Below are 21,335 nucleotides of genomic sequence, written 5' to 3'. Positions count from 1 at the left end.
TCAGCCGCGCTGGAGCCCGTCCCTCACGAGGGCGGTGTGCAACGCGATGCACAGGCGCAGCACGTCACCGGTCGGATCCTTCGGGTCGCCCGCCCGGGCGCGCTTGCCGGAGGTCGAGCGGTGCGGCGTGACGACCTGCTGGACCAGGCCGATCTCGCGGTCGGCGGCGGTGCGGAACGGCCGCAGGTGGCGCGGCTCGAGCCCGTAGGCCGCGAGCTCGGCGGCCGTGTGCGCCACCGTGAGCGCCGCGTCACCGAAGTGCCCAGTGGCGTCGGCGTGCAGGAGCCCGAAGGTCTCAAGCGCGTCCACCGTGGCGGCGTCGAGGCCGGCCGAGGCGGCCAGCTCGGCCTTCGTCAGCCGCAGCGTCCCGCCCTGGGTGACCTCGGCAGCGGTGGGCACCTCGGGGTCGGCGACCGGCGCCGGGACGGACGGCCGCGGCATACCGGCGTCGTGGCGCTCCGGGGTCAGGCCACGGTCCATGGCGTCGAGGGCGGAGGCGATCACCTTCAGCGGCCAGAAGTGGTCGCGCTGGGCGGTGAGGATGTAGCGGAGCCGTTCGAGGTCAGCGCCGGAGTAGGTGCGGTAGCCGGAGCCGGTGCGGGCCGGCGTCACCAGGCCCTCCGCCTCGAGGAAGCGGATCTTGGAGATGGTGACGTCGGGGAAGTCCGGCGTCAGGGCAGCCAGCACCGCACCGATCGTCATGGGCTGCGGTGTCGTGCGAGGGCTCACCAGTAGCCAGGCTTCTGTGTCGCCGGGGTCTTCGCGGAGCTTCGTCAGGCCCTGCCGGCGTAGAACACGAGACGGAACTTGCCGATCTGGACCTCGTCGCCGGTCTGCAGCGTGACCTCGTCGATCCGCTCGCGGTTGACGTAGGTGCCGTTGAGCGAGCCCACGTCACGCACCACGAAGGTGTCGCCGACGCGACGGAAGGTCGCGTGCTTGCGCGACACCGTGACGTCGTCGAGGAAGATGTCGCTGTCGGGGTGACGACCGGAGTTGACCTCGTCGTCGTCGAGCAGGAACCGCGCGCCGGTGTTCGGGCCGCGCAGGACCACCAGGAGTGCCGTGCCGGGACGGAGCGCGTCGACCGTGGCCTGGTCAGCCTTGCTGAGGGCGATCTCGGCCTCGGCGCTGGTGTCGACCTGTTCGAGGTCGTTGATCCCGGGCAGCCGCATCGTCGTCGGCTCGTGGGGCCGGGACGTGTGCTCGTCGTTCTCGCTGCCGTTCATGGGTCCGCACTCCCTCGTGGTGGTTCTGTCCGCCCCTCTAGCAAAGCACAAACCTAAAGGGACGCCGGTGCCGTCCGCAGCCAATTGTGCGAACGCGCGACGCGCAGGTCAGCCCAGCTGGGCCTGGTATGCCGCCGGGTCGAGCAGCGCGTCGACGGCTGCAGCGTCGGAGGGGCGCAGCTCGTACATCCAGCCTTCGCCGTAGGGGTCGGTGTTGACCAGCTCGGGGGTGGCGTCGAGCGACTCGTTGACGGCCGTCACCTCGCCGGCGAGGGGGGCGTAGAGGTCGCTCACGGACTTGGTGGACTCGACCTCACCGCAGGCGTCGCCCGCGGACACGGTGTCGCCCACCGCGGGGAGGCTGACGTAGACGACGTCACCCAGGGAGTCCTGGGCGAACGAGGTGATCCCGATCCGCACCGTGCCGTCGTCACCGGTCCGCACCCACTCGTGCTCGGCCGTGTAACGCAGGTCCTGGGGGTAGTCCAGCTCGCTCATGCTGCTCCTCGGAGGATGGGGTGGCTGCTTTCGAACAACGGCAGAGTGCTGCCGTCGGGGCGATCGCGGGTCAGGGCGATGGTGCCGGGACGGGCCGAGCGTAACGAGGCTCGCTCAGACTGTGCAACGCGGTGATGGCGAGGTCGTCGGACTGCCGCACGGACGGCAGCGCGCCATCGCCGCGGACCGACTCGCTGACACCACCGGGGATCTCCATCGCGGACGCCATCGTGGCGCTGTCGCCGATGGCCGTGATGACGTAGGGGGACTCGACGCGTTCGCCACCGATCTCGATCGCACCGTCGACGTCGGCGAACCACGTGTCGGACACGACGCGCACGTCACCGATCTGCACGGCCTCGGCGCCGGCGTCCCGCAGCTCCTGCAGGGCGTCGAGCAGACGAGCCGCGGTGACCTTGTGGTCGGGGTCGTTGATGTTGATGACGATGCCCGGTCCGGTGGCCGGTGAGGTGCCGGTGAGGATCCCCAGGGTGTCGAGCCGTTCCTGGGCGGACTTGAGCGCCTCGGCGCTGGAGTCGACACCGGACACGAGCCGGTCGCGACTGGTCTCCAGCTCACGCGAGTCGGACGCCAGGCGGTCCTGCTCCTGGCTGACGTCGTCGAGGATGCGGACCAGCTCGTCCTCGCGCAGCTGCTCCAGCCCGCTCTGGTTGGTCTGCTGGACCTGGGTGGCGATGGCGAAGCCGAGCACGATGGCCAGCAGGGCCGCGAAGGCGTTGGCCCGCGTCGCCCGCGGCCGCGCCATGCGCAGCAACCTGCCCCACGAGCCCGAGGTGTCCTCGGGACCGTCGGTGCTCACGTGCCCTCGCCCATGGCTGCGTCGCTCATGCCTTGAACAGGTGCCTTCGGATCGAGGCCACGTTGGAGAAGATCCGCACCCCGAGGACGACCACGACACCGGTGCTCAGCTGGGACCCGACGCCGAGCTGGTCGCCGAGGAAGACGATGAACGCGGCCACCACGACGTTCGCGAGGAACGACACCACGAAGACCTTGTCGTTGAAGATCCCGTCGAGCACGGCGCGCACCGCACCGAACACGGCGTCGAGGGCGGCGATGACGGCGATCGGGAGGTAGGGCTGCAGCGCGACGGGCACGTCGGGACCCCAGAGGAGTCCCACCAGCACGCCGCCGATGAGGCCGAGCAGTGGTATCACGGTGAACTCTCCGACGTGGACGGGGTGGTCGTGGTGGATGGGGTGGTACCGGTGGTGGCCGGCGCGCTGGACTTCGGCTTCGGCACCATGGCCTCGCGGACCGTGAGCGAGGTCGCCGCGGGGAGCGACAGGCTCTTGGCCGCGTCAATGGAAACACGGATGCCGTAGTTGTCCTGGAGGGCGCGCGCGTACGCGCCACCGTCGTTGGCCGCGAACTCGACCTGCAGGTCCTCCGGGTCGCCGATGACGCTGATCCGGTAGGGCCGGGCGAGCGGACGGTAGTTGACGAGGATGGCCTCACCCGCGAACCGGATCGCCGACCGCGAGGTCAGTCGCTGGCCATTCACGGCGATCGCCTCGGCACCGGCCTCCCAGAGCCCGTTGACGACGATCTGGAGGTCCTTGGAGAAGACCTTGCCCTCGTCCTTGCCCGCGTCGGTGCGCGGGTTGCCGTCCGCGCTGGTGCCGTCGCTGCCCGGTGCGTTGTCGAGCTCGACCGTGATGCCGGGACCGGACACCTTCTCGGCCCCGGAGGCCAGGGTGAGCGCGGCGAGCCGGGTCTGGAGCGACTTCTCGTCCTGCCCCAGCGCCTGCGCCTGCAACCGGTCGACCTCCGCCTGGACCACCCGCAGCTGCGCCTCCTGCCGGTCCACCTCCGCCCGACGGGTCTCGATCTGGCTGACCAGGTTGGCCTTGGCCCGGATCGCCGAGGTCGAGGGCGTGCGCAGCGCCAGCGCGCCGAGGGTGAGCAGCAGGCCGGCCACCAGGGCGGACACCGCGACCGTGACGGTCCGGGTCCCGGTGCTGGGCGGCAGGCCGGCGGCTTCGCGCTCGGCTGCGGCCGCGGCATACCCGGGGTCCAGCGGGCGCTCCATCATCGAGATGAGCAGCGTCATCGACTCGTCGGGCCGACGGCCCGGTGGGGTGGCCGGCGGGCCGGCGTCGCGGTGTGAGGTGTGGGGGGTCGTCATGTCGCCGGCACCGTGTGTGCGGCCACCACCTGGCGGGCCTGCACGATGTACATGACCCCGGCCACCCAGTAGAGGACGGTCCCCCACCACGCGAACGCCCACCCGATCGGCAGGGCCCACGCGGCGAAGGTGCTGGAACCCTCACCGAGCAACAGCAGCGGGAAGGCGTAGAGGAGGTTGAAGGTGGCGGCCTTGCCGACGAAGTGCACGGGGAGGCCGGTCTGGCCGTAGCGCTTGATCCACCACAGCACCCCTGCGAGCAGCACCTCGCGCCCCACGAGGGCGATCACGAGCCACCACGGGATGATGTCGCGCCAGGCGAGGCCGAAGAGCGTCGTCGCGATGTAGAGGCGGTCGGCGAAGGGGTCGAGCAGCTGGCCCAGCCGGGACTCCATGCCGAACCGGCGGGCGATCTTGCCGTCGAGGTAGTCGCTGACCCCCGAGAGCATGAGGGTGACGAGGGCGAGCACGTCGTGCTCGGACAGGATCGCCCAGAGGAAGATCGGCACCCCGACCAGCCGCAGCACGGACAGCACGTTGGGCAGAGTCAGGACACGGTCGGTCACGGCATGCTCGCCGACGACCCTCCCCCGCTCTCCTGGTGCTGACACGCTGGCAGCCTAACCGCCAGCCCCACGTAGAGTTCGCAGGCATGGACAACCCGCTGGTCGGCCCCGGTCTCGAGCGGCTGCGCGAGCGTCGCAGCGTCAAGTGGCGGCTCTACGACCCGGACATCCTGCCGCTCTGGGTCGCCGAGATGGACGTCGTGCCGGCCGAGCCCATCCAGCAGGCGGTGGCGGACGCCATGTCGAGCGGCGACACCGGCTACCCGTGGGCGGCCGACTACGCGGAGGCGCTGTCGGCCTTCGCGGCGAAGCGTTGGGGCTGGGAGCCCGACCCGGCGACGATGGGGATCGTCCCCGACGTGATGCTCGGGGTGGTGGAGGTCCTCAAGCTCGTCGCCGACCCCGGTGCCGCGGTGGTCGTCAACTCCCCCGTCTACCCACCCTTCTTCCAGTTCGTCTCCCACCTCGGGCACGGGGTCGTCGAGGCGCCGCTGGGCGAGGACGGTCGGCTCGACCTCGCCTCGCTGGAGCGGGCCTTCGCCGAAGCGACCAGCGGTGGCGGCCGCGCGGCATACCTGCTGTGCAACCCGCAGAACCCCACCGGCACGGTGCACACCCCCGAGGAGCTCACCTCGGCCCTGGAGCTGGCGCACTCGTCCGGCGTGCGGGTCGTGGCCGACGAGATCCACGCCCCCGTCGTCCACGCTCCGGCGACCTTCACGTCGGTGGCCTCGCTGCCCGCGGGGTCGCGCGCCATCGCGCTGATGTCGGCGTCGAAGGCGTTCAACCTCGCCGGCCTCAAGGCGGCCATGGCGGTGCCCGGTCCGGACGCGGCCGCCGACCTGGCCCGCATGCCGGAGGAGGTGTCCCACGGCGCGAGCCACCTCGGGGTCATCGCCCACCGGGCCGCCTACCTCGACGGCGGGCCCTGGCTCGATGCGCTCCTCGCGGGACTGGACTCGAACCGGCAGCTCCTCGCGTCGCTGTTGGCGGAGCAGCTTCCCGAGGTGGGCTACCGCGTGCCGGACGGCACGTTCCTCGCGTGGCTCGACTTCACGGCCCTCGGCCTCGGTGACGACCCGGCGGCGGTGCTGCGGGAGCGCGCTCGGGTGGCCCTGCACCCCGGACCGGGGTTCGGGCAGGGCGGTCTCGGGCATGCCCGGCTGAACTTCGGCACCTCCCCCGACATCGTCCGCGAGGCGGTCAGCCGGATCGCCGCTGCCCTCTAGCCCTCCGCCTGCGCCTGCAGCATCTCGACGGCCTTGTCGATCCGCCTCCGCCGCGTCTCGGGAGCCTTGGCACCGTTGATCGCGTCGACGTGGGCTCGTTGGTGGCTGTAGGACTGTCGCGCGAAGACCGCCTTGGCATCGGGCACCACCTCGAGGGCGGCCGCGAAGTCCGCGGGCACCTCGACCTCGCGCCGCGCGGTGTCGAGCTCGAGGGTGACCTCGACGACCTCGCCGCCGGAGACCCCGGTCAGCGCGCGGTTCTCGGCACTGACGCCGACCAGGTAGCGACCACCCATCGACGCGACGCTGCTGCGGTAGGTCTTGCCGTTGATGGTCACGGTGACCTTCGGCCGCTTGCCGCCGCCGAGCCCCTCGACGACCTCGTCCGGCACGACCAGGCCCGTGGTCGTCTTCCCCGTCTGCAGCACCTCGGTGGTGAACTTCATGCGGCCGAGTATGCCGCGTGCCACAGTGTGGGCATGGCTGACAGTGGTGCCTTCGCCGGCTTCCCGCAGTGGGGCGTGACGTTCTACCAGGAGCTGGAGGAGACCAACACCAAGGAGTTCTGGGCGCAGCACAAGGCACAGTGGGAGCGCGACGTTCGTGAGCCGATGCTCGCCCTGGCCGATGCGCTGGAGGACGAGTTCGGCCCGGCGCGGTTGTTCCGCCCGAACCGCGACATCCGGTTCAGCCACGACAAGTCGCCCTACAAGACGCATCAGGGCGCGTTCGTCGGCGTCGCCACGGGGATCGGCTACTACGTCCAGGTCAGTGGTGACGGGCTGGCGGTCGGTGGTGGTTTCCGCGCCCACTCCCCCGCCGAGACGGGCCGCTACCGCGCCGCAGTCGATGCACCGGCGTCCGGGGCCCGGCTCGAGCAGGTTGCGACAGGCCTGACCGCAGCCGGCTTCGCCCTCGAGGGTGACTCGCTCAAGACCCGGCCGAAGGGGTTCGCTGCCGACCACCCTCGTCTGGAGCTCCTGCGCCGCAAGGAGATGATGGCCATCCAGCGGGTGGGCACCCCGTCCTGGTTGTCCGGGCCCGAGGCGGTCGACCACGTGCGCGCCGAGTGGCGACGGGTTCGCCCGCTCGTGGAGTGGATGGCCGAGCACGTGCACGAGTAGCGTCGGACCATGGGCTTCGAGGTGACCGCCGCGGCATACGGCAGCTTCATGGGGCGCTTCTCCGAGCCACTGGCGCCGGCGTTCGCCGGGGCGGCAGGAGTCTCGGCCGGTCAGCGAGTGCTCGACGTGGGAGCCGGTCCGGGTGCCCTGACGGCGGTGCTGGTCGACCTGGTCGGGCCCGACCAGGTGGCCGCCATCGACCCCTCCCAGTCGTTCGTCGCCGCGCTCCGCGACCGCCTCCCCGGAGTGGAGGTCCGCGCCGGGAGCGCGGAGGAGCTCCCGTGGGAGGACGCGTCGTTCGACGTCGCGCTGGCCCAGCTCGTCGTGCACTTCATGCGTGACCCGGTCACGGGGTTGCGCGAGATGGGCCGGGTGACTCGTCCCGGCGGGATCGTCTCCGCCTCCGTCTGGGACCACGCGGGTGGTGGTGGCCCGCTCTCGCTCTTCTGGGACGCCGTGCACGAGCTCGATCCCCTCGCCGGTGCCGAGCGTGGGCTGGCCGGCGCGCGCGAAGGTCATCTGGCGGAGCTGTTCGCCGAGGCCGGCCTGGACGACGTCAGCTCGGGGGTGCTCTCCGTGGACGTGGCCTTCGCCGGCCTGGACGAGTGGTGGGAGCCGTTCACGTATGGCGTGGGGCCGGCCGGCGCGTACGTCGCCGACCTCGACGAGACGGGGCGGGAGGCGTTGAAGGCAGAGTGCGCCCGTCGGCTGCCTGATGGTCCCTTCACCCTGACCGCCTCCGCGTGGGTCGCGACCGCACGCGCCCGCTGACTCGACCCGCGGCGCGCCGCGCCGACTCAGGCGCTGGTCAGCCTGACGACTCGGTGGACGCCACGAGCACGACGACGTTCCCGATCTTCTGGCCGCTGCCGGCATACCGGTGTGCCTCGACGATCTCGTCCAACGGGTAGGTCCGGTCGATGACGGGGCGGAAGGCACCGGACTCCATGAGGGCGGCCAGGCTCTCGATCATGGCCTGGTTGTGCGTCGGGATGGGAAACCGCACCCGCTGGCCGCGGCTCAGCGGTGCCACGAGGGCTCGTCGCGGATTCTGGAGCGCCGGGCCGAGCTCCGAGGAGATGTAGGTCCCCCGGGCCTTCAGGACCCGTCGGGCAGCGGTGAACGTGCTCTTGCCGACCGCGTCGAGGACGAGGTCGTAGCGTGACGCGTCACGGGTGAAATCCTCTGCGGTGCAGTCGATCACGCGATCCGCGCCCAGCCCGCGAACGAGGTCGACCTGCTCCGCGAAGCAGACCGCCGTCACCTTTGCCCCCAGGTGGTGCAGGAGCTGCACGGCGGCGGAGCCGATCCCACCCGACGCGCCGTTGACGAGCACGGCATCGCCGGCCCGGACGCCAGCAGCCCGGATCATGCCGAGCGCGTAGTGCGATCCCTCGGTGCCTGCGACGGCCATGTCGAAGGACAGGCCGGCCGGGATCTTGGCGACCGATCCTCGCTGGGGCACGACGAGGAGCTCGGCATGCGCCCCGAACGGTCCCTCGACATAACCGAACACTGTGTCACCGACAGCGAAGGCGGAATCTGCCTCACCTGCATCGATCACCGTCCCGGCGAACTCGCACCCGAGGATCGTGGCCTTCGGACCACGGATCCCGTAGACGATCCTCGCGAACGTCGGCTGTCCTGCGCGAAAGGCGACATCGGTCCGGTTCACCGTGGTCGCGTGGACCTGGACAAGCAGGTCAGTCGGGCCAGGCTTGGGTGCCTCGACGTCCGTGACACGGACGACGTCCGGTCCCCCGTACTCGGTGTAGACGGCCGCCCTCATGGCCCGACCGTAGCCCCATCCGGCCGTCGGTCGGTTGGGGCTACGGGCCGGGTTGCGTGACCTGACGCGTCGCCCTCGTCGTCCACCGCACCGAGATCCCTGCGGCGAGCACAGCCGCCACGCCTGCCCAGGCGAAGGCCACGCACCACGCCGGCGCGCCGGATGCACCGGGCGTGAACAGGAGGTCGCGCTCGTCCTGGAGCATGGCCAACCGACCTACCTCCGCCGTCTGGGGAAAGGCGCCGAGGTGGGCCGCCCCGGTGAGCAGGATCGCGAGCATCACGAAGGGGAACACCAGTAGCCGGACGGCCTCGTGACGGTCCGACTGCCAGATTGACACCGCGCGGGCTGCCGCCTTGAACGGGATCACCACCAGGGCGATGAGCACCCACCCCAGCAGGACACCCAACACCAGTCCGACCAACGGGAGGTACCAACCCAGTTCAGGGTCGTCGGCAAAGAGAAGGGGCCGCAGCCCTTGAGTCGAGAGCGCAGCCCCGAGGTACTCCGCGAGGGCGATGCCGAGAGCAGGTAGCGCAGTCGAACGATAGGGACGAACGGTCCACTCCCAGACTGACCGCCATCCCTGCCGTCCGATGAGGGCCGCCGCTGGCGTGGCCGTGGTGGGGAGCACCAGGGCACACAGAGCGACCGCGGCCGTCGGGCCGCCGAGGACTACCGCAGCCCACGCATCGACCGACATCGCGGTCCGACCCCGGCAGCGGAGATCAGGACCACGACAGGCAGCGCGAACAGCAGGAGAGTGAAGGTGGCCTTGCGGGCGGAGTCTCCCCGCGACCGCCGAGACGCAATCCTCACCCGGGAAGTATGGCCGCCTCCAGGCTCCAGTGATGGGTGATCCACGAGACCGACGACGCGTGTCCGACCTCGGTCTGGTGGCGCTGTTCTGGGCGAGCGGCGTGCTGATCGGTGTGGGCTCGGTCTTCGCCCTCACGTGGGGGGACTCCTACGAGCGCACCGACTCGCTCGTCGGCATGGCGGCGATGGGCACGGTGTTCGGCCTGGTCGTGGGAGTCGTGGCAGTGGCGATGCGAGCCGGGATGCGCCGTCGCGAGAACTGATGGGCTCAAAGTGAGCGGAGAGCTAGGGCCCGCCGGAGAGGCTGTACGCCGTGAGCTGGCCCCCAGAGCGGACGTACACGACCGTGGGAGTGTTCGTCCCGTCAGGGGGCACGAGGATCACTCCCCGCCCATCGTCTGGCCGACTGCCATCAGCTCGACAGACGCACTGACTCGAGCCGCCCAGTCCTCGGCGTACCGCCACACTTGGCTCGACTGAACTCGCGATCATCGACGCCGAGGACGCGAATCGCCGATCCTGCAATGAACTTCCTGGTCCGCCAACTCGCGTGAACCAACCTTGCGCGCCGCTGGATGATGACAGGCTTTGCCCGGACCAACTCGACTCGCGGAGGACCTGGTGGGCATCTACTTCGACTACTTCCGCGCCGCAGACGACGACGCTGCCATCGCAACGAAGGGCTTGGCGGGCGGTCCTCTGAACCCGGCGACGTACGACGGCTTCTCGACCAAGGGGGTGTTCCCTGACCCTCACCTCGAGGAACTTCTCGCCCTGTCCGAGGACCGAGCCTACGAACGCGGGCCGCAGACTTCCGAACGCCTCTGGCCGCCTGCCGACACACCACCACCGAGTGACGAGTCGTCGCCTTGGCTCACCGATCCCGGGATCGAGCGCTTGACCGAGCGGGTGCGCGACGGGCTCGCGGCCATCGATCCGGTCCGCGTCGCCGACCTCGCCACGCAGTGGGCCGTCCGGCAGTGGGGCGACTATCCGCCCGAAGTCGCGAGCGAGTGGATCTCGGGGCTGACCGTCCTGGCCCGCGCTGCGGCTGCCTCCGGGGAGAACGTCTACTGCTGGTCATCGCTGTGACCCACCGCTTCGGCTCCTCGGTGTCGTCGAGGGCGGCCGCACCGGGGCATGAAAACGGGGCCCGAAGTGTGTGGACAAGTCGGACCCCGTTAGTCGGGCTGACAGGATTTGAACCTGCGACCCCTTGACCCCCAGTCAAGTGCGCTACCAAGCTGCGCCACAGCCCGTGGCTTGCCCACGCGAAATCCAGCCGAAGCAGGACCGCGGGAGCGAACGAAACCTTAGCGCACGGCATACCTCCGCTTGAAATCGGTATGCCGTGCTGCCGGCTAGCGGCGCTTGCGCTTCTCGCGCACCCGGACGGAGACCTCGATCGGCGTGCCCTCGAAGCCGAACTCCTCGCGCAGCCGGCGCTCGAGGAAGCGGCGGTAGCCGGCCTCGATGAAGCCGGAGGCGAAGATCACGAACCGCGGCGGGCGGGTCGAGGCCTGCGTCGCGAAGAGGATGCGCGGCTGCTTGCCACCACGGACCGGGTGGGGATGGGCCGCGACGATCTCGCCGAAGAAGGCGTTCAGCCGACCGGTGGGGACGCGGAAGTCCCACGAGTCGAGGGCGCGCTCGAGGGCGGGCACGAGCTTCTCGACCGAGCGACCGGTGAGCGCCGAGATGTTGACGCGGGGCGCCCACGGCACCTGGACGAGCTCGCGCTCGATCTCGCGCTCGAGGTAGTGGCGCCGCTCCTCGTCGAGCAGGTCCCACTTGTTGTAGGCGATGACCAGCGCGCGGCCGGCGTCGATGACGTGCTGCACGACCCGGACGTCCTGCTCGGCGATGGACTGCTCGGCGTCGATGAGGACGACGGCGACCTCGGCCTTCTCCAGGGCGGTCTGGGTGCGCAGCGAGGCGTAGAAGTCGGCGCCGCGGGCCTGGTGGACCCGGCGCCGGATGCCGGCCGTGTCGACGAAGCGCCAGGTCTTGCCACCGAGCTCGATGAACTCGTCGACCGGGTCGCGCGTGGTGCCTGCGACGTTGTCGACGACGACACGGTCCTCGCCAGCGAGCTTGTTGAGCAGCGAGGACTTGCCGACGTTGGGACGACCGACCAGGGCGACGCGGCGCGGGCCACCACGCTGGTAGGCGTCGGCGTTCGCGGAGATCGACGGCAGGACGTCGAGGACGGCGTCGAGCACGTCACCGCTCCCACGCCCGTGCAGGGCGGAGACCGGCCAGGGCTGGCCGAGGCCGAGGTTCCAGAGGGCGGCGGCGTCCGCCTCGCTGCGCTGGTCGTCGACCTTGTTCGCGACGAGGATGACCGGCTTGCCCGAGCGGCGCAGCAGCTTGACGACGGCCTCGTCGTCGTCGGTGGCTCCGACCGTGGCGTCCACCACGAACATCACGACGTCGGCGAGGTCGACGGCCACCTCGGCCTGCTCGGCCACGCGCAGGTGGATGCCGGTCGCGTCGATCTCCCAGCCACCGGTGTCGACGAGGGTGAACCGGCGGCCGGTCCACTCGCCGTCGTAGGCGACGCGGTCGCGGGTCACCCCGGGCACGTCCTCGACGACGGCCTCGCGGCGGCCGAGGATGCGGTTGACGAGGGTGGACTTGCCGACGTTGGGACGCCCGACGACCGCGACGACCGGCAGCGGCCCGTCGGTGATCGCGTAGCCGTCCTCGTCGTACTCGCCCTCGATGAGGGAGCGGTCCTCCTCACTGAGGTCGAACTCCTCCAGCCCAACGCGCAGGGCGCGCTCGACAGTCGAGTCGTCGGTCAGGTTCTCGCTCACGGGGGTTCCTTGCGTCGTTCGGGGGTGTGGTCGCGGACAGGTGTGCCGCGTGGCCGCCCACCATTGTCGCGCACATTTGCGGTGGGACCGACCAGTCGCGCGGTCCGGCCAGCCTCAGGCCTGCGGGTCGCGGCCCTGCCGGCCGTCGTCCTCCGGGAGGAACACGCGGTGTCGCTCCTGGGATTCCCGGACGTGCGTGGCGAGCAGCTCGCGGACCAGGCTGGTGGCGGCTGCCAGCCGCTGACGACCGGTTGTCGACCCCGTCACCGCAGGGTCGGCCACGAGGTCCATCGGCTCTCCGAACTCGACCACCATCCGGGTCCACAGACGCGGCAGTGAGCCCTTGGAGGCACCCGTTGTGCGGGTCCCGAGGAACGCGACGGGCACGACCCGGGCAGCGCCCTGCTGGGCGAGCCAGGCCGCCCCCTGCTGGACCGCGGCCACGTCGCCGCGACCGCGGGTGCCTTCAGGGAAGATGCCCACCGCTCCCCCTGCGTGCAGGATCGCCACCGCGGCGAGCGCCCTTCGGTCGCCGGAGTTGCGGGTCACCGGGATGTGGCCGATCCAGGTGAGGAACCAGCCGAGCAGGCCCGTGAACATCTCGCGCTTCACCAGCACCGAGGTCGGGCGCGGGGCGGGGGCCGGAAGCATCGGTCCGTCGAGGAAGCCGGCGTGGTTCGCGACGAACACCACGGGCCCGGTCCGCGGCACCCGGCCGCGACCGACGACCGTGACCCGGTAGAGCGCGCCGAACAGGACCCGGCCGACGACCATGTTGATCCGGACCCGCCAGGTCGGGGTCAGGCCACTCGCGCCGGGCGCCGTGGCGTCCGTCACGCAGGGACCTTGTGCGGCACCTCACGTCGGACGACGTCGAGGAGGGCCTCGATGCTCTGCTCGAAGTCGAGGTCGGAGGTGTCGACCAGGTGGACGCCCTCGGCGGCCTCGGTGAACTCGGAGACGGTGGAGTCGTCGGCGTCGCGGCGCACGATCTGGTCGCGGGTCGCCTCCACCGCGTGGTCGGCATCGTGGCCGTGCAGCTCCTTGGACCGGCGCCGCAGCCGGGCCTCGACGCTGGCGGTCAGCAGCACCCGCACGTCGGCGTCGGGGGCGACGACGGTGGTGATGTCGCGGCCCTCGGCCACGACTCCCCCGGTGTCGGTGGCGATCTGGTCGATGAGGTCGCGCTGGAGCTGCTGGAGGATCGGGCGAACGAGCGTGTTGGTCGCGACCTTGGAGACCACCTCGCTGACCCGCGTGGTGCGGATGTCGTCCTCGATCTCACCCCCGCCGACCCGCACGCTCGGGGTGGTCGGGTCGGTGCCCATCTCGAGCGGGATGTCGCGCGTGGCCTGCGCGACCGCCTCGTGGTCGTCGAGGTCGACGCCCTGGTCGAGGCACCACCACGTCACTGCGCGGTACATCGCGCCGGTGTCGAGGTAGCCGATGCCCAGCGCCGAGGCGGCAGCGCGCGAGACGCTGGACTTGCCCGAGCCGGAAGGTCCGTCGACAGCCACGACGAGGTGCTTGCTCTCCATGGCAGGCAAGACTAACGGCGGGTGGTCGTCAGCCGTGAAGTCGCCAACCGCGGGCGGTCAGCTCCTCGCCCAGGCGCTCCGCGACGGCCGGGAGCACGGAGACCTCGGCGAGTCCGAAGGGCTGCCCGAGTCCGTGCTCCAGGTGCAGGTCCTCGAGGTTGACGCCGGCGTCGCCGACGTCGTGCAGCAGCCGGGCCAGCTCGCCGGGCTGGTCGGGCACGAGCACCACGACGACGCTGTATGCCGTGGGGGCGGCACCGTGCTTGCCCGGGATCCGCGCGTGGCCGGCGTTGCCCTGCGCCACGATCCGCGCAAGCACCTCACGGGCGCCCACCCCGTCGCCGTCGGTGAGGACGTCGAGGGCACCGATCACCTCGGTCAGCTCGGCGTGCAGGTGGACGAGCACCGCACGGACCGCAGCGGCGTTGCCGGCCAGGATCTGGGTCCACAGCTGCGGGTCGCTCGCCGCCACCCGGGTGACGTCGCGGATCCCCTGACCGGACAACGCGACGGCCGGGTCGGTGAGGTCGCGCAGTCGCCCGGCCACGAGTGACGAGGCGAGCTGTGGCACGTGCGAGACGACCGCGACGGCCGCGTCGTGCTCGGCGGGGTCCATCGTCGAGACCGTGCCGCCGGCGGCGGTCGCCAGAGCGGTCACGGCCGCCACGGCCGGCCGCGACGACTGCTCGTTCGGCACCACCACCCAGGCCCGACCGTCGAAGAGGTCTCCGCGGGCGGCGACCGCACCGGACCGCTCGCGGCCCGCCATCGGGTGCGACCCGGCATACCGGGTGAGGTCGCCTCCGCGACGGCGCACGTCCTCGAGCACCGCGACCTTGACCGAGGCGACGTCGGTGACGACGGCGCCGGGCCACGCGGCCAGCTCGTCGGCCACCACCGATCCTGCGACGTCCGGCGGCGCAGCCACCACGACGATGTCCGGAGCCGCGTCGTCAGCGGCCGCGACAGCGCCGGCCCCCAGGTCGCGCGCCAGCGCCACCGCGGTGGGCGACGGGTCGGCGAGCACGACGGCATACCCGGCCCGCGAGAGGGCGATGCCCAGGCTGGTGCCGATGAGGCCGGTGCCGACGATGCGGACGCTGGTGGTCACGACGCGAAGGCTACCGACGGGTGGTGGGTGCGTGCGCTCACATTCCAGCAGCGGTGTAGAGGCGGCCGACCTCTTCCTTGGTCAGCTTGCGCATCTTGCCCGGCTTGGTGTCGCCGAGGCTGATCGGACCGACCTGCACGCGCACCAGGCTGAGGACGGGGTGGCCCACGGCATCGAGGAGGCGCCGCACGATGTGCTTGCGTCCCTCGTGCAGGATCACCTCGACCAGTGCCTTGCCCGGCTGGGAGTCGACGACCCGGAACGAGTCGACCGAGGCCGGACCGTCCTCGAGCTGGACGCCCTCGCGCAGCTGCTTGCCGATGTCGCGGGGAACCGGTCCGCGGATCTGGGCGAGGTAGGTCTTGAGGACGCCGTACTGCGGGTGCTGCAGCCGGTGGGCCAGCTCGCCGTCGTTGGTGAGGATCAGCAGGCCCTCGGTGTCGGCGTCGAGGCGGCCGACGTGGAACAGCCGCTCGTGGCGGTCACCCACGTAGTCGCCGATGCTGATCCGGCCCAGCTCGTCGTTCATGGTCGTGACGACGTTGAGGGGCTTGTTGAACGCGAAGTAGACCCGGGTCTCGTCGAGCTGCACCTTCACCCCGTCGACGTGGACGGTCTGGTCGGGGCGGATCCGGACGCCGAGCTCGGTCACGACGTGACCATCGACCTCCACGCGCCCGTCGGAGATGAGGTTCTCGCAGACCCGACGTGAACCCACCCCGGCCGCGGCCAGCAGCTTCTGCAGCCGGATGCCGTCCGGGTCGTGCACGTCCACCTCGGGGGTGGCCCGCTCGCGCGGCACCCTGGTCGGCTGGCTCTTCTTGGTCGTGCCGGAGCTCCCGCGCTGCGGCCGCTCGGGGCGACCTCCCTCGGACGCCGTCGGGCCACCGCCCCGAGGTCCGCCGGTGCGCCCAGCCGAGCGACCACCGTGGCCCTGGCTGCCGCCGGGACGGCCTCGACCACCGCCAGCCCGGTCCGAGCCGGATCCTGCGGGGCCTCTGCTGCGTGGGGGTGTCATCCGCGTCCTTGTTCTGCGATTTCGTCGAGCACGTCGACTTCGGGGAGGTAGGGCGCCAGGGCGGGCAGCTCTTCGAGGCTGCCGAGACCGAGGCGCTGGAGGAAGTAGTCGGTGGTGCCATAGAGGAACGCGCCGCCGTCGCCGTCGGAGCCGAGCTCCTCGATGAGGCCGCGGTTGAGGAGGGTGCGGACGACGCCGTCGACGTTCACACCGCGGACCGCGCTGACCCGTGACCGGGAGATCGGCTGACGGTAGGCGATCACCGCCAGGGTCTCGAGGGAGGCCTGAGTGAGCTTGGCCTGCTGGCCGTCGAGCAGGAACTTCTCGACCACCGGCGCGTAGTCGGAACGGCTGTACACCCGCCAGCCACCGGCCACCGAGCGGAGCGTGAAGCCTCGCTGCTGCGCGGCATACTCCTCCTCCAGCGCGGTGAGGTGCGCCCGCACGTCGTCGACGGGGAGCTCGAGGGCGGAGGCCAGCGAGATCTCGGTGATCGGCTGGTCGACGACCATCAGCACGGCCTCGATCGCGCTGCGGGCACCGCCCGGGAAATCGCTGACGTCGAACGCGAACTGCTCGTCGGCAGCCCCGTCGCCGCCGGGCGCCTCGACGCCCTCGTCAGGCCCGTGGTCGGGCACGACCTCAAGGTCACTCATCGTCGCTCTCTCCATCGTCTTCGGGGGTGTCGGCCCGTGCTTCGTCGTCCGGCTCGTCCAGCTCGTCGAACTCGTCGAACTCGTCGCTGACCTCGATCTCGCCGTCGTCGGCGCCGGTCCAGCGCACGGTGAGCTCGCCGAGCGCCTCGGCCTGCTCGAACGCGATCGCCGCCTCGCGGAACAGCTCCAGCAGCGCCAGGAAGCGGGCCACGATGACGAGCGTCGAGTCGGCGTCGGCGACCAGCGCCCGGAACGAGCAGACCCGCTCCGACCGCAGCCGGGCGCCGAGGATGCCGGCCTGTTCGCGCACGCTCACCTGCGGTGCGTGGAGGTGGTCGAGGCCCACGCTCGGGGCGACCTTCGGCACCATGGCACGGGCCGCGATCATCGCGAGCTGCTCGGGCGTGATGCCCATGACCAGCTCCGGCAGCAGCCGGGCGAACTGCGGCTCGAGCCCGGCCTGGCGCGGGGTCATCCGGCCGGCCGTGGCCATCCGCTCGCCGAAGGTGAAGGCGATGTCCTTGAACGCGCGGTACTGCAGGAGCCGGGCGAACAGCAGGTCGCGGGCCTCGATCAGGGCGAGGTCCTCCTCGTCCTGTGGGCCGGTCTGCGGGAGCAGACGCGCGGACTTCAGGTCGAGCAGGGTCGCGGCGATGAGCAGGAACTCCGACGCCTGCCCGAGGTCCCACTCCGTGTCGGACGACTGCGCCGCCTTGATGTGGGCGATGAACTCGTCGGTCACCTGCGCCAGGGCGATCTCGGTGATGTCGAGCTTGTGCTTGCTGATCAGGCCCAGGAGCAGGTCGAACGGGCCCGAGAAGTTGGCCAGGTGCACCTCGAACGGGGTGGACCCACCTCGGCGGGTGATGACCCCACCGGGGGTCAGCCCCGCCTGGGCGTCACTGGGCGGCACCGCGCCTCCCGGCGCAGTGGCGATGACCTCCTGACTCACCTCGTCAGGCCGCCCCACCACGGGCGATCAGCTCTCGGGCGAGTTGTCGGTATGCCGCGGCCGAACCATGCGTCGACGCGTAGGTCGTGATCGGCTCGGCCGCCAGGGTGGCGTCGGGGAACTTCACCGTGCGGCTGATCACCGTGTGGAACACCTGGTCACCGAAGTGGTCGACGACGCTGCGCACGACCTCCTTGCTGTGCAGGGTGCGCGAGTCGTACATCGTGGCGAGGATGCCGTCGACCTGGAGCCGCGGGTTGAGCCGGTCGGTGATCTTGTCGATCGTCTCGACCAGCAGGGCCACCCCACGCATCGCGAAGAACTCGCACTCGAGCGGGATGACGACCCCGTGGGCGGCGGTGAGGGCGTTGACGGTGAGCAGCCCCAGCGAGGGCTGGCAGTCGATCATGATGACGTCGTAGTCGTCCATGACCGGCCGCAGCACGCGGGCCAGGATCTGTTCGCGAGCGACCTCGCCGACGAGCTGGACCTCCGCGGCCGACAGGTCGATGTTGGCCGGGATGACGTCGAGGTTCTCGGTCGAGGTCTGCTGGATGACCTCACGCACGTCGTGGCCGCGCTCGACGAGCAGGTTGTAGATCGTCACGTCGAGCTCGTTGGCCCGCACCCCGAGACCGACGGACAGCGCGCCCTGCGGGTCGAAGTCGACGAGCAGGACCCGGCGACCGACCTCGGCCAGCGCAGCACCGAGGTTGATGGTCGTCGTCGTCTTGCCGACGCCACCCTTCTGGTTGCACATGGCGATGATCCGCGCGGGGCCGTGCGCGGCCAGCGGCGCGGGATCGGGGAAGACGGGCATCGGGCGCCCGGTCGGACCCAGCTGTCCGGCGCCGGCAGCCTCGGTGCCGGGCAGGAGCACGTGGTCACGACCATCGCCGTCGGGGGCCGACTCGGAGGGTGCGCCCGAAAGGGTGGGCGGCGACTGCTCCTGGGTGGTCACCTCAGATTCCACAGGCGTTTCACTCCCGGTGAGTTAGCGTTCGTCGGTCAGCCTCGCGCTGATCGGCACGACCCTATCAGCGGGCACGGGGGTGACTCTGGGCATAGACCTCACGCAGTCGCTGCACCGTGACGAGCGTGTAGATCTGGGTGGTGGTCACCGACGCGTGCCCGAGCAGCTCCTGCACGACCCGGACGTCGGCCCCGCCGTCGAGCAGGTGGGTCGCGAACGAGTGCCGCAGCGTGTGTGGTGACAGGTGTCCCCCTAGGTCGGCGCGCTCGGCGGCCGCCCGGAGCACGGCCCAGGCGGACTGGCGGGACAGCCGCCCGCCCCGCTGGTTGAGGAACACCGCAGGGGTGCCCTTGCCCTTTCCCGCGAAGGCCGGTCTCCCCCGGACCAGGTACGCGTCGAGCGCGTCCGCGGCATACGAGCCGAGCGGGACGATCCGCTCCTTGCTGCCCTTGCCGAAGAGCCGGACCACCCCCTCGCGCGGGTCGAGGTCGTCGACGTCGAGCCCGACCGCCTCGGAGATGCGGGCTCCGGCGCCGTAGAGCAGCTCCAGCAGCGCGCGGTCGCGCAGCGAGGCGGATGTGTCACCGACGCTGGCCGCCTGGAGCAGCCGCTCGACGTCCTCGACGCTGATCGCCTTCGGCAACCTGGCCGGCGGCCGGGGCGGGCTCACCGCGCCGGCCGCGTCGGTGTCGACGTCACCCTCGAGGGCCAGGAACCGGTGGAAGCCGCGCACCGCGACGAGCGTCCGCGCCGCGGACGACGCCGCGAGCGGTGAGTGCTCGGCGCTCCCCTCCCGCAGCGTCGCGAGGAAGTCGCTCACGTGCGCCTCGGTGATGCCAGCGGGGTCCCGGACCCCCTGCGCCGCGAGGTATGCCGCGTAGCGGGCCAGGTCGCGACGGTAGGACTTGAGGGTGTTCGCAGCCACGCCGCGCTCGACGTCGAGATGGTTCAGCCAGCCGCGGGCTGCGCGTTCGACCGCGCTCGAGGGTGGCACGGATGGGAGTGTAGGCGGCATGAAGCTCTATGCAGACCTGCCGGGCCGCCGCACGCTCCAGATCCTCGCCGACGTCGGAATCGTCGCCTGGGTGTGCCTGTGGGCATGGGTCGGACGACTCGTCCATGACACGACGATGGAGCTCGCCGCACCAGGGCGACAGCTGCAGAGCGCCGGGTCGGGGTTCCGCGAGCAGATGACCAGCGCCGGCGACTCGGTGCGGGACCTGCCCCTCGTCGGCGACCGCATCGCCGCGCCGTTCCGCCAGGTCAGCGGTGCCGGGACGACCATCGAGCAGGCCGGCACCGACCTCGTCGACGCCGTGACCCGGCTCGCGAACATCCTCGGGTGGGTGACGGCCCTCGTGCCGATCCTCATCGTGGGCCTGGTCTGGCTGGTGCTGCGTGGCCGGTTCGTCCGCAGGGCGAGCGCGGCCCAGCGGTTCATCGACAACGCCGCCGACCTCGACCTGTTCGCCCTGCGGGCGATGGCGGGTCAGCCCATGCGCAAGCTGGCCGCGATCTCGGCCGACCCGACCGGCGCCTGGCGTCGTGGCGACGAGGAGACCATCCGGTCTTTGGCGCTGCTCGAGCTGCGCGACACCGGGCTGCGCCCACCCGCCTCAGCCGGGAAGGCGGCCTGACTCCTCGGTGAGCGCCCGGAGCCGGGCTGCGTGCTCGGAGGTGAGGGCGCCGGGCTCCATCTGCCACGACCAGCCGCCCTCGATGCCGGGCGCGTTCATCCGTGCCTGCGACCCGAGGGCCAGCACGTCCTGGGCCTGCATCATCGACAGGCCGCACGGGCCGCGCTGGGCGAGCTCGATGAACCCCCAGGACGGCTCCGCATCGACGTCGGCGCCCACCCCCGCCTGACGACACGCCTCACGGGCCAGCTGCCGACGGTGGTCGGGCAGGTCCCACCACCAGCCGCAGACCGTGTCGTTGTCGTGGGTGCCGGTGTAGACGACCTGGTTGGGCTCGTGGTTCTCCGGGTCGTGGGCGTTGTACTCGTAGGCCGGCTCGAAGGCGAACTGCAGGACCGCCATCCCGGGGAAGCCGAGGGCCTTGCGCAGGTCGATCACCGGCTGGTCGATGTCGCCGAGGTCCTCGGCTAGGACGGGCAGCGGGCCGAGCGCACCGAGCGCCGCGTCGAAGACCTCCCGGCCCGGGCCCTGCTCCCACCGGCCGTTGAGGGCGGTGTCGTCCCCGGCCGGGATGGCCCAGTAGGCCGCGAAGCCACGGAAGTGGTCGACCCGGACCAGGTCGAAGAGCGCGAACGTCCGGCGCAGCCGCTCGATCCACCAGCGGTAGCCGTCGTCGCGCAGCACGTCCCAGCGGTAGAGCGGGTTGCCCCAGAGCTGGCCGGTCGCGGCATAGGCATCGGGTGGGCAGCCGGCCACCGCATCGGAGCGGAAGAACTGCGGCCAGGCGCGCTCGTCGGCGGCGTCGGGCGCGACGTAGATCGGGACGTCGCCGAGGATGCGGATCCCGCGCTCGTGCGCGTAGGCCCGCAGGGCCGACCACTCCCGGTCGAAGCGCACCTGGTCGGCGAGGTCACCGCCGAAGGCCGTCCACGAGTCGACCCAGTAGGCCTCCCGCTCAACGAAGTCGGCGAGCTCCTGCTCGGTGACCGGGGCCTCCGGGTGCTCCAGCAGCGCGGGGGACGCGGCGAAGGCCGAGGGCGACTTGTAGGGCGAGCGGTGCTGGTCAGGGATCGACACCGGCAGCACCTGCCACACCGACTGCCCCGCCTCGACCAGCCAGTCGACGAAGTCACGGGCCGGCTGGCCGAGCCGCCCACCGGGCAGCGAGGTGACGTGCAGCTGCACCCCGCTGGTGCGGGTCTCGGTCAGGGGCCGGGTGGCGTCCATG

The 21,335-nt window shown here is 71.3% G+C and carries 26 protein-coding genes and 1 tRNA gene; 6 read left to right on the top strand and 21 right to left on the bottom strand.

The annotated features are described in order from the left end of the window. From ftsR to clsA, 7 genes are all read right to left on the bottom strand, one after another. A complete protein-coding gene (gene ftsR / locus AC1DWJ_RS01485; protein WP_457255236.1) occupies positions 1–702 on the bottom strand; it encodes a transcriptional regulator FtsR in 702 nt (233 codons plus the stop codon). 71 nt (positions 703–773) lie between these two features. Further along, positions 774–1,229, bottom strand: coding sequence for an FHA domain-containing protein (locus AC1DWJ_RS01480; RefSeq protein WP_457255235.1), 456 nt, complete (start codon positions 1,227–1,229; stop codon positions 774–776). A 108-nt stretch (positions 1,230–1,337) separates the two neighbouring features. Then, on the bottom strand, positions 1,338–1,727 hold the full coding sequence (gcvH, locus tag AC1DWJ_RS01475; protein WP_457255234.1) for a glycine cleavage system protein GcvH: 390 nt from the start codon (positions 1,725–1,727) through the stop codon (positions 1,338–1,340). 70 nt (positions 1,728–1,797) lie between these two features. After that, positions 1,798–2,547, bottom strand: coding sequence for a DUF881 domain-containing protein (locus tag AC1DWJ_RS01470; RefSeq protein ID WP_457255233.1), 750 nt, complete (start codon positions 2,545–2,547; stop codon positions 1,798–1,800). A gap of 25 nt (positions 2,548–2,572) precedes the next feature. Next, positions 2,573–2,905 (bottom strand): small basic family protein, encoded by a 333-nt coding sequence (locus AC1DWJ_RS01465; protein ID WP_056920954.1) that lies wholly within the window; start codon positions 2,903–2,905, stop codon positions 2,573–2,575. Continuing rightward, positions 2,902–3,876 (bottom strand): DUF881 domain-containing protein, encoded by a 975-nt coding sequence (locus AC1DWJ_RS01460; protein ID WP_477619819.1) that lies wholly within the window; start codon positions 3,874–3,876, stop codon positions 2,902–2,904. The genes AC1DWJ_RS01465 and AC1DWJ_RS01460 overlap by 4 nt, the downstream gene beginning before the upstream one ends. Continuing rightward, positions 3,873–4,487 (bottom strand): cardiolipin synthase ClsA, encoded by a 615-nt coding sequence (clsA, locus tag AC1DWJ_RS01455; RefSeq protein WP_457255231.1) that lies wholly within the window; start codon positions 4,485–4,487, stop codon positions 3,873–3,875. The genes AC1DWJ_RS01460 and clsA overlap by 4 nt, the downstream gene beginning before the upstream one ends. A gap of 41 nt (positions 4,488–4,528) precedes the next feature. On the opposite strand from clsA, the gene AC1DWJ_RS01450 reads away from it, so the two are divergent. Then, the gene (locus tag AC1DWJ_RS01450; protein ID WP_457255230.1) at positions 4,529–5,671 is read left to right on the top strand and encodes a MalY/PatB family protein; all 1,143 of its coding nucleotides are present in this window, start codon (positions 4,529–4,531) and stop codon (positions 5,669–5,671) included. Here AC1DWJ_RS01450 and AC1DWJ_RS01445 read toward each other — a convergent pair. Beyond that, positions 5,668–6,117 carry a YdeI/OmpD-associated family protein gene (locus AC1DWJ_RS01445; protein ID WP_477619818.1) on the bottom strand — a complete coding sequence of 150 codons (450 nt, stop codon included), beginning with the start codon at positions 6,115–6,117 and terminating at the stop codon, positions 5,668–5,670. The genes AC1DWJ_RS01450 and AC1DWJ_RS01445 overlap by 4 nt on opposite strands. A 33-nt stretch (positions 6,118–6,150) precedes the next feature. On the opposite strand from AC1DWJ_RS01445, the gene AC1DWJ_RS01440 reads away from it, so the two are divergent. Together AC1DWJ_RS01440 and AC1DWJ_RS01435 are read left to right on the top strand one after the other, a co-directional pair. Next, positions 6,151–6,795 carry a DUF2461 domain-containing protein gene (locus AC1DWJ_RS01440; RefSeq protein ID WP_457255228.1) on the top strand — a complete coding sequence of 215 codons (645 nt, stop codon included), beginning with the start codon at positions 6,151–6,153 and terminating at the stop codon, positions 6,793–6,795. Positions 6,796–6,804: 9 nt separating this feature from the next. Next, positions 6,805–7,566, top strand: a complete 762-nt coding sequence (locus AC1DWJ_RS01435; protein ID WP_457255227.1) for a class I SAM-dependent methyltransferase — start codon at positions 6,805–6,807, stop codon at positions 7,564–7,566. A gap of 37 nt (positions 7,567–7,603) precedes the next feature. On the opposite strand, the gene AC1DWJ_RS01430 is transcribed toward AC1DWJ_RS01435, so the two are convergent. Together AC1DWJ_RS01430 and AC1DWJ_RS01425 are read right to left on the bottom strand one after the other, a co-directional pair. Continuing rightward, positions 7,604–8,584 (bottom strand): NAD(P)-dependent alcohol dehydrogenase, encoded by a 981-nt coding sequence (locus AC1DWJ_RS01430; protein WP_457255226.1) that lies wholly within the window; start codon positions 8,582–8,584, stop codon positions 7,604–7,606. A 40-nt stretch (positions 8,585–8,624) separates the two neighbouring features. Beyond that, positions 8,625–9,287 carry a hypothetical protein gene (locus AC1DWJ_RS01425; protein ID WP_457255225.1) on the bottom strand — a complete coding sequence of 221 codons (663 nt, stop codon included), beginning with the start codon at positions 9,285–9,287 and terminating at the stop codon, positions 8,625–8,627. Positions 9,288–9,435: 148 nt separating this feature from the next. Between AC1DWJ_RS01425 and AC1DWJ_RS01420 the strand changes: the two genes are divergently transcribed. Together AC1DWJ_RS01420 and AC1DWJ_RS01415 are read left to right on the top strand one after the other, a co-directional pair. Then, the gene (locus AC1DWJ_RS01420) at positions 9,436–9,666 is read left to right on the top strand and encodes a hypothetical protein (RefSeq protein ID WP_457255224.1); all 231 of its coding nucleotides are present in this window, start codon (positions 9,436–9,438) and stop codon (positions 9,664–9,666) included. A gap of 358 nt (positions 9,667–10,024) precedes the next feature. Further along, complete coding sequence (locus tag AC1DWJ_RS01415) at positions 10,025–10,495, top strand: hypothetical protein (protein ID WP_457255223.1); 471 nt, start codon at positions 10,025–10,027, stop codon at positions 10,493–10,495. 93 nt (positions 10,496–10,588) lie between these two features. Here AC1DWJ_RS01415 and AC1DWJ_RS01410 read toward each other — a convergent pair. The 10 genes from AC1DWJ_RS01410 to xerD form a co-directional block, all read right to left on the bottom strand. Then, a tRNA-Pro gene (locus tag AC1DWJ_RS01410) sits at positions 10,589–10,662 on the bottom strand. Between the two features lie 102 nt (positions 10,663–10,764). Beyond that, positions 10,765–12,222, bottom strand: a complete 1,458-nt coding sequence (gene der / locus AC1DWJ_RS01405; protein WP_457255222.1) for a ribosome biogenesis GTPase Der — start codon at positions 12,220–12,222, stop codon at positions 10,765–10,767. A gap of 114 nt (positions 12,223–12,336) precedes the next feature. Then, positions 12,337–13,059, bottom strand: a complete 723-nt coding sequence (locus tag AC1DWJ_RS01400; protein ID WP_477619817.1) for a lysophospholipid acyltransferase family protein — start codon at positions 13,057–13,059, stop codon at positions 12,337–12,339. Beyond that, positions 13,056–13,760 carry a (d)CMP kinase gene (gene cmk / locus AC1DWJ_RS01395; RefSeq protein ID WP_477619816.1) on the bottom strand — a complete coding sequence of 235 codons (705 nt, stop codon included), beginning with the start codon at positions 13,758–13,760 and terminating at the stop codon, positions 13,056–13,058. Before cmk ends, AC1DWJ_RS01400 begins: the two co-directional genes overlap by 4 nt. Positions 13,761–13,788: 28 nt before the next feature. Beyond that, positions 13,789–14,871: a prephenate dehydrogenase gene (locus tag AC1DWJ_RS01390; protein WP_457255219.1), complete on the bottom strand. Its 1,083-nt coding sequence runs from the start codon at positions 14,869–14,871 to the stop codon at positions 13,789–13,791. A gap of 37 nt (positions 14,872–14,908) precedes the next feature. Continuing rightward, positions 14,909–15,889 carry a pseudouridine synthase gene (locus AC1DWJ_RS01385; protein WP_457255218.1) on the bottom strand — a complete coding sequence of 327 codons (981 nt, stop codon included), beginning with the start codon at positions 15,887–15,889 and terminating at the stop codon, positions 14,909–14,911. Beyond that, complete coding sequence (scpB, locus tag AC1DWJ_RS01380; protein WP_477619815.1) at positions 15,886–16,545, bottom strand: SMC-Scp complex subunit ScpB; 660 nt, start codon at positions 16,543–16,545, stop codon at positions 15,886–15,888. Before scpB ends, AC1DWJ_RS01385 begins: the two co-directional genes overlap by 4 nt. Next, the gene (locus AC1DWJ_RS01375) at positions 16,538–17,482 is read right to left on the bottom strand and encodes a segregation and condensation protein A (protein ID WP_477619976.1); all 945 of its coding nucleotides are present in this window, start codon (positions 17,480–17,482) and stop codon (positions 16,538–16,540) included. Before AC1DWJ_RS01375 ends, scpB begins: the two co-directional genes overlap by 8 nt. A 19-nt stretch (positions 17,483–17,501) precedes the next feature. Then, on the bottom strand, positions 17,502–18,317 hold the full coding sequence (locus AC1DWJ_RS01370; RefSeq protein WP_457255595.1) for a ParA family protein: 816 nt from the start codon (positions 18,315–18,317) through the stop codon (positions 17,502–17,504). A gap of 217 nt (positions 18,318–18,534) precedes the next feature. After that, a complete protein-coding gene (xerD, locus tag AC1DWJ_RS01365; RefSeq protein WP_477619814.1) occupies positions 18,535–19,485 on the bottom strand; it encodes a site-specific tyrosine recombinase XerD in 951 nt (316 codons plus the stop codon). On the opposite strand from xerD, the gene AC1DWJ_RS01360 reads away from it, so the two are divergent. Further along, complete coding sequence (locus AC1DWJ_RS01360) at positions 19,484–20,107, top strand: hypothetical protein (protein WP_457255215.1); 624 nt, start codon at positions 19,484–19,486, stop codon at positions 20,105–20,107. The genes xerD and AC1DWJ_RS01360 overlap by 2 nt on opposite strands. On the opposite strand, the gene AC1DWJ_RS01355 is transcribed toward AC1DWJ_RS01360, so the two are convergent. Continuing rightward, complete coding sequence (locus tag AC1DWJ_RS01355; RefSeq protein WP_477619813.1) at positions 20,087–21,334, bottom strand: 4-alpha-glucanotransferase; 1,248 nt, start codon at positions 21,332–21,334, stop codon at positions 20,087–20,089. The two genes, AC1DWJ_RS01360 and AC1DWJ_RS01355, sit on opposite strands and share 21 nt — an antisense overlap. Position 21,335 lies beyond the last annotated feature (1 nt).

Source organism: Pedococcus sp. P2_D7 (assembly GCF_056404295.1).
Note: the sequence above shows the minus strand (reverse complement) of the source record. Positions and strands in the feature narration are given on the sequence as shown.